Origin of the sequence: Pseudoclavibacter sp. 8L, from assembly GCF_902506465.1 — a bacterium.
Classification (GTDB): Bacteria; Actinomycetota; Actinomycetes; order Actinomycetales; family Microbacteriaceae; genus Pseudoclavibacter.
Window position 1 is genome coordinate 45,823 of record NZ_LR733199.1, and the last position, 9,871, is coordinate 55,693.

Sequence of the window (9,871 nt, forward strand, 5' to 3'; positions counted from 1 at the left end):
AGAACCATGACTGCACCCGCCACACGACCGACAGGCTTCGCGCGACTGAACGCGTGGATCATGCGCGAGACCACTGGGGGAGCGCTTCTCCTCTTCGCCGCCGCAATCGCCCTCATCTGGGCCAACTCGCCGTGGCGCGGTGGCTACGAGGCGCTCAGCGCGATCACGATCGGGCCCGCCGCCATCCACCTCGACCTGTCGCTCGCCACGTGGGCGGCCGACGGCCTGCTCGCGGTCTTCTTCTTCACCGTGGGCGTGGAGCTGAAGCACGAGTTCGTCTCGGGCAGTCTCCGCAAGCCGAAGGAAGCGGCTGTCCCCGTTCTCGGGGCTGTCGCGGGAATGGCGATGCCGGCCATCTTCTACGTGATCGCGGTGTCCGTCCTCGGCGACACCTCGGCGCTCCACGGTTGGGCGATCCCGACGGCGACGGACATCGCCTTCGCGCTCGGAGTCCTCGCCATCTTCGGGCGAGGGCTTCCACGTGGAGTGCGCACCTTCCTGTTGACGCTCGCCGTCGTCGACGACCTGCTCGCGATCCTCATCATCGCCATCTTCTATACGGCGGGCATCAACCTGCTCGCGCTGCTCGGATCGCTCGTCGCCGTCGCCGTCTTCCTGCTGGTCGTCCGCTCCAAGCGGCCTTCCTGGTGGTTGCTGCTGCCGATTGCCCTCGTCGCCTGGGTGCTCATGCACGAGGCAGGCGTGCACGCGACCATCGCGGGAGTGCTCCTCGGCTTCTGCGTGCCGTCCAAGAAGATCCACGGTGAAGCCGATTCGCGCACGCACCGGTTCGGCGACAAGATCGGCCCGTTCTCCTCGGGCTTCGCACTGCCCGTCTTCGCGTTCTTCGCCGCCGGAGTGAACATCGTGGATGGAGATGGGCTCGGGGCGGTGCTCTCCCAGCCCGTGTTCGTGGCGATCGCAGCGGCGCTCGTGCTCGGAAAGCTCATCGGCGTGCTCGGCATGACCGCACTCGTCGTGAAGCTCACACCGCTCCGCCTCCCCGACGCGATCGGCGTCAGGGACCTGCTCCCAGTGGGCTTCCTCACCGGCATCGGCTTCACGGTCTCCCTGCTCATCGCCGAGCTGTCGTTCCCCGACTCGGAGCACACGGCGGCTGCGAAGCTCGCGGTGCTCGGCGGCAGCCTCCTCGCGGCGGTGCTGGCCGCGATCACCCTGCGCCACGACGCGAAGCGCGCTCGCAACGACGACATGAACGAGGACGGTATCCCCGACATCGACCGGACGCCGATCGGAAGCGAAGCCGACGAGTCCGCCATCGACGCGCAGGTCGACGGGCGTGATGCACAGCCGCACACCAAGGAGAGCTGACCGCAGAGCTCCGAGGAGAGACAGGTCGGGCCCGCATCCACGTGACAGTGGATGCGGGCCCGGCCTCGTCACCAACGACTCTCGGGATGGGTTTCGCGCTTCGGGATGGGAAGCTACCCATCCCGAAGCGCGAAACCCATCCCGAGAAATCGTGCGGGCCGGGCGCGGAGGCGTTGACCTCCGCACCCGGCGGTCGTGGACTAGTGCGCCATCTCGCCCTGGAGCGATGCGGCGACCGGCACGTCGGCGTCGACGGGCGCCTTGCGTACCCACTTCTTGAGGGCGACGACGGTGAGCGCCGAGATGACCATGCCGATGATGATGGCGAGGACGAACCAGAGCAGGTTGCCGATGGCGAAGAACACGAAGATTCCGCCGTGGGGTGCCTGCGAGGTGACGCCCATGGCCATGGTGATGGCGCCCGTTGCCGCGCCGCCGAGCATGCTGGCAGGGATCACGCGCAGCGGGTCGGCTGCGGCGAACGGGATGGCGCCTTCGGAGATGAAGGCGGCACCGAGCAGCCAGGCCGCGCGACCGTTCTCCTTCTCCACGGGGGAGAAGAGGCGGGGCGCGATGGACGTTGCGAGTGCCATGGCGAGCGGCGGGACCATACCGGCGGCCATGACGGTTGCCATGATCATCCACGGTGCCTGGTTGTCGAACGAACCCGCACCGAGGCCGGCGACGGCGAACGCGTAGGCGACCTTGTTGACGGGGCCTCCGAGGTCGAAGCACATCATGGTGCCGAGGATGATGCCGAGGAGGACCGCGCTTGCGCCGGTGAGGCCCGTGAGCCAGCTGTTGAGGCCGTTCGTGAGGGCTGCGATGGGTCCGCCGAGGAGGATGACCATGAGTCCGGAGGCGATGATGGAGGCGATCAGCGGGATGATGACGACGGGCATGAGGCCGCGCATCCACCGCGGTACGTTCCACGAGCCGATCCAGTAGGCCGCGCCACCTGCGATGAGGCCACCGACGATGCCGCCGATGAAGCCGGCGCCCATGATGCCTGCGACGGCACCGGCGACGAATCCGGGTGCGATACCTGGCCGGTCCGCGATGGCGTAGGCGATGTAGCCGGCGAGGGCTGGTACGAGGAAGCCCATCGAGGCCTGCCCGATGGCGGATGCGACGGCGCCGAGGTAGACGAGGAGGCCCGAGCGGGTTGCCTCGTCTGGGGGCAGGTTGAAGAGGGAGTTCTGCAGGATGATGTCCGTGTTGCGGCCATCGCTGACGATGTCGTAGCCGCCGAGGAGGAATCCGAGGGCGATGAGGAGGCCACCACCTGCGACGAACGGGATCATGTAGCTGACGCCGGTGAGCAGCCAGCGCTTGATGCGGGCGCCGACGCTCTCGTTTGCGGTGTTCTCGGAGGCTTCGCTGGAGTCCGCTGCGGGGACGCGCTTCGCGTTCGGGTCCTTGGCAGCGGCGACGGCTTCGTTGAGCAGCTCGTCCGGGTGGTCGATGCCGCGCTTCACGGGCGACTGCACGACGGGCTTGCCGGCGAACCGGCCGCGGTCGCGCACGTCGACGTCGTTGGCGAAGATGACGGCATCGGCGCGCTTGATGATGGCGGGGTCGAGGGGGGTGACCTTCGAGGAACCCTGCGGCTCGACGTAGAACTCGATGCCCATCTCCTTGGCCTTCGCCGTGAGCGCATCCGCCGACATGAAGGTGTGGGCGATGCCGGTGGCGCAGGAGGTGACGGCGACGATGACGGGGCCGGTCGATGCGCCGCTCGTGGCGGGGGTTGCCTGTGCGGCCGCTGGCTTCTCTTCCTCTGGCTCGAGTGCTTTCTCGACGATCGCGACGATCTCTTCCGGGGTGGTCGCGGCGCGGAGCGAGTCGTTGAACTCGGGAACCATGAGGGAGCGGGCGAGCTTCGAGAGCATCTGGAGGTGCTCGTCGTGGGCGCCATCCGGGGCCGCGATGAAGAAGACGAGGTCGCTTGGGCCGTCGTGAGCGCCGAAGTCGACGCCTGGCGTGAGGCGCGACATGGCGAGCGTGGCCTCGGTGACGGCGCCGGAGCGGCAGTGGGGGATGGCGATGCCGCCGGGGACGCCTGTGGCGCCCTGCTCTTCGCGGGCGAGGGCGTCGGCGGCGAGCGCCGCGGCGTCGGTCGCGCGGCCTTGCGAGACGACGCGTTCGGCCAGGTTGCGGATGACATCGGTCTTGTCCGCACCCAGGTCGACGTCGAGGGCGACGAGCCCTGGCGTGATGTAGGTGGTCATGATGCGTTCTCCTTGGTGCTGCTTGCGAGGTGGGTGATGCGGACGAGGTCCGGTCGTGTCTGTTCTGGGGAGGGGACGCCGCTGCCCGGCAGGGAAGCGGCGGCGCTTCCGTGGGCGACGGCTTGGGCGAGGGCGCGTTCGGGGGCTGCCCCGGTGACGCTCGCGAGCAGGTAGCCGGCGAGCGACGAGTCGCCCGCTCCGACGGTGCTGCGCACGCGAGTGGGTGGCGGGGCGGCGAAGAGGCTTGTCGTGGCGTCACGGTAGATGGCGCCTGCTCCGCCGAGGGTGGCGAGGACGGCGTCGGCTCCGTGCTCGAGAGCCCAGCCTGCTGCGTCGGCAGCGAGCTGCGGGTCGGCTTCGAGGGCGTCCCCGTCGGCGATGCCGCTCAGCTCGGCGAGCTCGAAGGCATTCGGCTTGATGAGCTGCACGCGGGTTCCGGATGCGAGGAGCGCTTTGAGCGGTGCGTCGGAGCTGTCGACGGCGACGCTGGGTGCGGCCTCGCCGAGCTCTGCGCGAACCGCCTCGATGAGGGCCGCGTAGAAGGAGGAGTCGAGGCCGAGTGGCAGGGAGCCGGCGAGGACAAGCCATTCGGCGTCGCGGGATGCTGCGATGACGGCTGCGACGAGGGCGTCTGCTTCGTCTGCGGTGAGGTGGGGCCCTGGCTCGTTGAGCTTGGTGGTGGTTCCGTCCCCCTCGGTGATGGCGAAGTTGGTGCGAACTCTGCCTTCGATGCGCACGGGCAGCATCCGCAGTCCTTCGGCTTCGACGAGGTGCGTGAAGTCGTCATCGGCGGAGGCTGGGAAGACGGCGAGGTTGTCGAGCTTGGAGGCGCGGAGGGCGCGGGACACGTTGATGCCCTTGCCGCCGGCCTGCGATTCGCTGCCGGTGAGGCGCTGGACGTCGCCGCGAGCGAGCTCGTGGGGGAGGGCGAGGGTTCTGTCGATTGCCGGGTTGGCGGTGACGGTGACGATCATGCGAGCACTGCTTCCACGTCGTTCTCGGTGAGCGCGGCGGCGAGTGCCGTTCGCGGGGGCTGGTCGGTGACCAGTGCATCGACGCTGGAGAGCGGTGCGATGTGGGTGAGGGCGTCTTGGTCGAACTTGGAGGCGTCGACGGCCACGACGACGCGTCTGGCGCCTCGGCACATGGCGGATTTCACGGCTGCTTCGTCGGGGTCCGGGGTGCTGAGCCCGAATTCGGCGCTGATGCCGTTGGTGCCGATGAAGGCGAGGTCTGGGCGGAGCGCGGCGAGCTGCGTGAGGGCGCTGGGGCCGACGGCGGCGCTGGTGAGGCCTCGCACGCGTCCGCCGATGGCGATCGTGGTGAGTTCGCTGCGTGCGGCGAGGAGAGCGAGGATGGGGAGCGAGTTGCTGATGACCTGCAGCTTGGCGAGTTCGTCGGCGGGGCGTCGGACGAGGGCGGCGGCGATCTCGGCGGTTGTCGTTCCGGCATCGATGAGGATGGACCCGTTAAAGCCGCGGGGGATGAGCCGCTCTGCGGCTTCGCCGATGCGGACCTTCGCGTCGTGGTTGAGGGGCTGGCGTTCGGCGACTGCGGTTTCGGCGAGGCTACCGAGGGAGTTGCCGACGGCGCCGCCGTGGACCCGCCTGACGAGGCTCTCCAGCTCGAGCTGGTCGAGGTCTCGGCGGATCGTCTCGGGGGTGACGTCGAGGTCGCTCGCGAGTTCTCGCACGGCGACTTTCCCGTGCTGCGTGATGCGTTCGAGGATGAGCGCGTGCCGCTCCGTTGCGTACATGGATGCTCCTGTGCGATCCGGGTGTTGGTTCTGGTGGAGAGCGTACGCGGCAAACGGACGTAAAACAAGAGAAGCAAAGATAAACACAGAAAGGCGCCGGAAGCCCGGCGTTGCTACGCTCCAGGGCGTGCCAGAACTCGACGATGCTCAGACCGTTCACGACGCCGACCAGTTCACTCCCGATGAGCTCCGAGCGTTCCTCGACCTCGCGGTGACGGTGGCGACGGAGGCCGCCGAGCTCGTCGCTGCTCGCCGCCTGGAGGGGGTGGCCGTCGCCGACACGAAGTCGTCGTCGGTCGACATCGTCACCGCCTCCGACAGGGAGTCGGAGGCGCACATCCGTCGTCGTCTCGAGGCGCTGCGCCCCGGCGACGGGTTCTTCGGCGAGGAATCGGACGCGTCTGCGAGCACGACGGGGCTCACCTGGGTGGTCGACCCCATCGATGGCACCGTCAACTATCTCTACGGCTACCCCAACTACGCGGTGAGCGTCGCCGTGGTCGTCGGCGACCCGGGGTCGGAGCCCTCGAGCTTCACGACCCTCGCCGCGGCCGTCGTGAACCCGGAGGGGCGCGAGACCTTCACGGCGGTGCGTGGCCAGGGTGCGTGGTGCAACGGCGAGCGACTTGAAGTGGATGCTGCCCCTCCTCTCGAGCTCGCTCTTGTCGGCACGGGGTTCAGCTACTCCGCCCAGCGCCGGGTGCAGCAGGCTGAGCAGTGGATGACACTGTCCGGGCACGTGCGCGACCTGCGCCGTGTGGGGGCCGCTTCCCTCGACCTGTGCAACATCGCGATCAACCGACTGGATGCCTACTACGAGTCGGGGCTGAACCCCTGGGATCATGCCGGTGCTGCTCTGGTTGCCCGTGAGGCGGGTGCAGTTGTCGTGGGTGAGGGGCTCGGGCGCGAGGGGCGGCGGCTGATCATCGCCGCGAGGCCGGGTCTGGAGCAGGAGCTCGTTCGCTACGTCAAGGTCCTGACGGACGAGTAGCGCTGCCCCTCGCGGGCGGCTCCTGACGGCTCGGCGTGGTTGGTAACGGCTCAGGCTGGGTTCGGCTCGCCCGGGTGTGGGGTGAATTCAGACGCGATCGAGGACGCCTCCTCCTGTCCGTCTCCCGCGTGTTTCCGGGCGAGGCGGCCCGAGTCGCAGCCGTCTCGACCGGGCGAGGCCGAGGAGGATTCCCTGGAGACCTTGAAGTTTCCGTGACCTGCGCGTTACTATTTACCAGTTCGTTATAAACCGCGGTAAGGATATGAATCGTTGACTTCCCTTCTCACATCGGGCCAGGAGCAGGCTCTGCCGGCGCCCATGACCCGTCGAGAACTCCGCGAAGCAGAGCGTCTCGCATCGCTCGCGACCATCGCACCGGCGGCAACTCCCGAAGCCTTCAGCTCGCGCCGCGCTCGGCGTGAGGCGGAGCGCACGACGGCTCCCGTCGCCTCGGCCCCAGTCATAACGGCAGCGCTCGCACCGAAGATCGTCTCGGCTGGCCAGGCCGAGACTGCTCCGGTCGTCTCCGCACCAGCCCCGGCCCCGGCGTCCATCTCCACGCCGAGCATCGCCGAGGTTGCCCAGATCCGCTCGGACGACACCGAGTCGACGGCACGCATCGAGCGAGCCTCGGTCGCGGTGCTCGAGGTTCCGCTGAGCTTCGCTCGCAACGAAGAGGCGCTCCGTCCCGAGGTCGACAGCAAGACGGGCCGTCGCGGACTCGTTCGCGTCAAGAACTCGGAGAAGTCGCACAAGAAGCGCGGCGCGCTCCTTCGCGGCGCAGCTGGCGTCACGGCGCTCGGCTTCGCCGCCACCATCGCCGTCGTCTCGACGATGCCCGCGAACGCCACCTCCACGCAGGAAGATCAGGTCGCAGGCGACAGCTCAGCAGCGCTCGCCGACGCCGTCTCCTCGGTCCCCGGCCAGACCCTCACGGTCGCCGGCGGCGAAGCCACCACGGTCGAGCGCGAAGACGCCTACGCCGTCACGACCATGGGGTCGGCCACGGCGGCCAACCTCATGAGCCTCGTCGACCGCGGCACGTACAAGAACGACCTGTCCTCGACGGTCCAGTGGCCCTTCCCGGTCGGCGTCGCCATCACCGACGACTTCGGTCCTCGCGTCTCGCCCGGCGGCATCGGCAGCACGAACCACATGGGCATCGACTTCGCACCTGCGCAGGGCACGCCGATCGGCGCGATCGCCGGTGGCACGGTCACGAGCGTCACCCCGACCGACAACGGCGGACTCGGCGTGCACGTCATCGTGCAGCACGTCATCAACGGCCAGAGCTACGAGAGCGTCTACGGCCACATGCTGACCGGCTCCATCGGCGTCAAGGTCGGCGACGTCGTCAAGGTCGGCGACGAGCTCGGCAAGGTCGGCAACACGGGCGCATCCACTGGCCCTCACCTGCACCTCGAGGTGCACACGGCGGATGGCAACAAGATCGACCCGATCGCCTTCCTCACGCAGTTCAACAACGTTTCCACGGTCGTCACGATGCCCGGCGAGAGCGCGGGCGCGTAACACGCGGCACACCACGAGGGTGGTGTTCTCACGGGGTTCCGTGAGGTGCTATCCTCATCTGGTGCCATTCCGAGCCACAAGCTCGATTGGCATCTTGCCCCGATAGCTCAGTGGTAGAGCACTTCCATGGTAAGGAAGGGGTCGTCGGTTCAAACCCGACTCGGGGCTCTGATCTTGGGTGCGAAAGCATCCTCGACACCCATGGCTGGGTAGCTCAGTTGGTGAGAGCGCACGACTCATAATCGTGAGGTCGAGAGTTCGAATCTCTCTCCAGCTACAGATCAAGACCCGGTTGCCATTCTGGCCACCGGGTCTTCTGCATTCCGGATGCTCCTCTGGGCCCCGGTCGCTCTTCTGCATTCCGGCATGGTCCTCTAGGTTCGGGGCGGCATAGGCTTGTCTGGCCGAGCCCCCTCTCGGCGGAATCATCGTGAGGTCACATGCCAGAACGCTCGTCCACTCCCAAGATCGCCTTCCTCGATGTCGACGGCACGATCCTCGACCACGGTCGCCGGATAGCGCCCTCCACCGTTCGCGCGATTCGGGAGGCTCGCGCCGCTGGCCACCTCGTCTACCTGTGCACGGGGCGAGCAGCGGGGCACATCCCTGAGTCGGTTCTCGAGATCGGCTTCGACGGTGCCGTGACGAACGGGGGTGCGTTCGCCAAGGTGGGTGACGTTCTCGTGCACGGGGAGACCATGCCGAGGGCAGAGCTCGACGCGCTGCTCGCGCACTTCGAGGAGTACGAGCTCCACTACCTCCTGCAGACCAACCGGCGGGTGTACGCCTCGGCGCGTACTCGAGCTGCCATCCAGGAGCACCTTGCGGCTGCCCGCGTCGACAAGTCGGAGCCGCAGACGGCGCCGCAGGCCGGCTTCTCTGCAGAGCCGATCGAGGACGCCCCGCTCGACGAGATCGCGAAGGCCGTCTTCTTCACCGAGGAAGCCGGTGCTGTGGAGCGTGCGCGGCAGGAGTTCGGCGAGCGATTCCACATCGTGCGCGGGAGCATGCCCCTGCCTGGTGGTTCGGATGGCGAGATCGGGTTGCACGGAACGACGAAGGGCGCCGCGATCGAGAAGGTGCTCGAGCACCTCGGGCTCGACCGTGCTGATGCGATCGGCATCGGCGACAGCTGGAACGATGTCGAGATGTTCGAGGTGTGCGGCGTCGGAATCGCGATGGGCAACGCAGCCCTTGAGCTGCAGGAGCTCGCGGACGAAGTCACATCGACGGTGCTGGAGAACGGCATCTTCGACGCGTTTGCACGCCACGGGCTCGTGACGGCGGATGCGGCTGCCCTGAGCTGAGTTTCACTCAGGCAGGCGGGCGCGTCCCTCCTCACGTCAGGGTGCGCCGGCCGGGATAGTCGATCCGGGCGACGACTGGCCGTTCCAACGGGGGCCCGCCCTCCGGGGCAGGCCGAAGCGAGGCGGGCACCGCATGCCGGCTCAGCACTCGACCGCCGAGTCAACGTCCCTCCTGGTGTGCGACACGCCCGGGTTGCGCCCTGGTTTGACCCCAGGATCGGCGCGAGGGTAAGTTACACAGGTTGCTTCCGAGCGGCCGGAAAATCGGCTTGAAGGAGCACAACGAAACTGAACATCAGGACCTGGAATGTCCAGTGGCAATTGCGAATCTCGCACAGCCCAAGTTGACAAGGTTCCAAACCTGATGTAGGTTAGAGAGGTTGCTCTCGGGAGAAGGTCGAACAGGCCGGAAACGAGAAGCGTCCGATTCTTGAGAACTCAACAGCGTGCACTATGTCAAATGCCAATTTGATCCCGTGCCTCTTCCTTTGGAAGGGGTAAGGATTCCTTTTGGAAACATATTTGGACAATACAAGTCAGTACTGAACTTTCGGGTTTGGTGTTGTTTTGTTTTTTGTCAGTTTCAAACTTGTCATCGCACTTCGGTGTGGTGGCGTGATGTTTACCGGCGAGCCTTTGGGTTTGTTTGGTTGTTATTCATTTACGGAGAGTTTGATCCTGGCTCAGGACGAACGCTGGCGGCGTGCTTAACACATGCAAGTCG

The 9,871-nt window shown here is 67.1% G+C and carries 7 protein-coding genes, 2 tRNA genes and 1 rRNA gene; 7 read left to right on the forward strand and 3 right to left on the reverse strand.

What is annotated here, in order from left to right:
- Window positions 1-6 precede the first annotated feature (6 nt).
- Entirely contained in the window at window positions 7-1,332 is a 1,326-nt protein-coding gene (nhaA, locus tag GV007_RS17490) for a Na+/H+ antiporter NhaA (protein ID WP_160074896.1), read from the forward strand.
- 200 nt (window positions 1,333-1,532) lie between these two features.
- On the opposite strand, the gene GV007_RS17495 is transcribed toward nhaA, so the two are convergent.
- The 3 genes from GV007_RS17495 to GV007_RS17505 are packed head-to-tail and all read right to left on the reverse strand — an operon-like array spanning window position 1,533 to window position 5,319.
- On the reverse strand, window positions 1,533-3,563 hold the full coding sequence (locus tag GV007_RS17495; protein WP_160074898.1) for a PTS fructose transporter subunit IIABC: 2,031 nt from the start codon (window positions 3,561-3,563) through the stop codon (window positions 1,533-1,535).
- The gene (locus GV007_RS17500) at window positions 3,560-4,537 is read right to left on the reverse strand and encodes a 1-phosphofructokinase family hexose kinase (RefSeq protein ID WP_160074899.1); all 978 of its coding nucleotides are present in this window, start codon (window positions 4,535-4,537) and stop codon (window positions 3,560-3,562) included. The genes GV007_RS17495 and GV007_RS17500 overlap by 4 nt, the downstream gene beginning before the upstream one ends.
- A complete protein-coding gene (locus tag GV007_RS17505; protein ID WP_160074901.1) occupies window positions 4,534-5,319 on the reverse strand; it encodes a DeoR/GlpR family DNA-binding transcription regulator in 786 nt (261 codons plus the stop codon). The genes GV007_RS17500 and GV007_RS17505 overlap by 4 nt, the downstream gene beginning before the upstream one ends.
- 127 nt (window positions 5,320-5,446) lie before the next feature.
- Between GV007_RS17505 and GV007_RS17510 the strand changes: the two genes are divergently transcribed.
- The 6 genes from GV007_RS17510 to GV007_RS17535 form a co-directional block, all read left to right on the forward strand.
- The gene (locus GV007_RS17510; RefSeq protein ID WP_236558615.1) at window positions 5,447-6,310 is read left to right on the forward strand and encodes an inositol monophosphatase family protein; all 864 of its coding nucleotides are present in this window, start codon (window positions 5,447-5,449) and stop codon (window positions 6,308-6,310) included.
- A gap of 270 nt (window positions 6,311-6,580) precedes the next feature.
- Window positions 6,581-7,840: a M23 family metallopeptidase gene (locus tag GV007_RS17515; RefSeq protein WP_160074905.1), complete on the forward strand. Its 1,260-nt coding sequence runs from the start codon at window positions 6,581-6,583 to the stop codon at window positions 7,838-7,840.
- Between the two features lie 96 nt (window positions 7,841-7,936).
- A tRNA-Thr gene (locus GV007_RS17520) sits at window positions 7,937-8,008 on the forward strand.
- Between the two features lie 35 nt (window positions 8,009-8,043).
- A tRNA-Met gene (locus GV007_RS17525) sits at window positions 8,044-8,117 on the forward strand.
- A 163-nt stretch (window positions 8,118-8,280) separates the two neighbouring features.
- The gene (locus GV007_RS17530; protein ID WP_160074907.1) at window positions 8,281-9,147 is read left to right on the forward strand and encodes a Cof-type HAD-IIB family hydrolase; all 867 of its coding nucleotides are present in this window, start codon (window positions 8,281-8,283) and stop codon (window positions 9,145-9,147) included.
- Window positions 9,148-9,807: 660 nt separating this feature from the next.
- Window positions 9,808-9,871 (forward strand): 16S ribosomal RNA (locus GV007_RS17535); the annotation flags it as partial.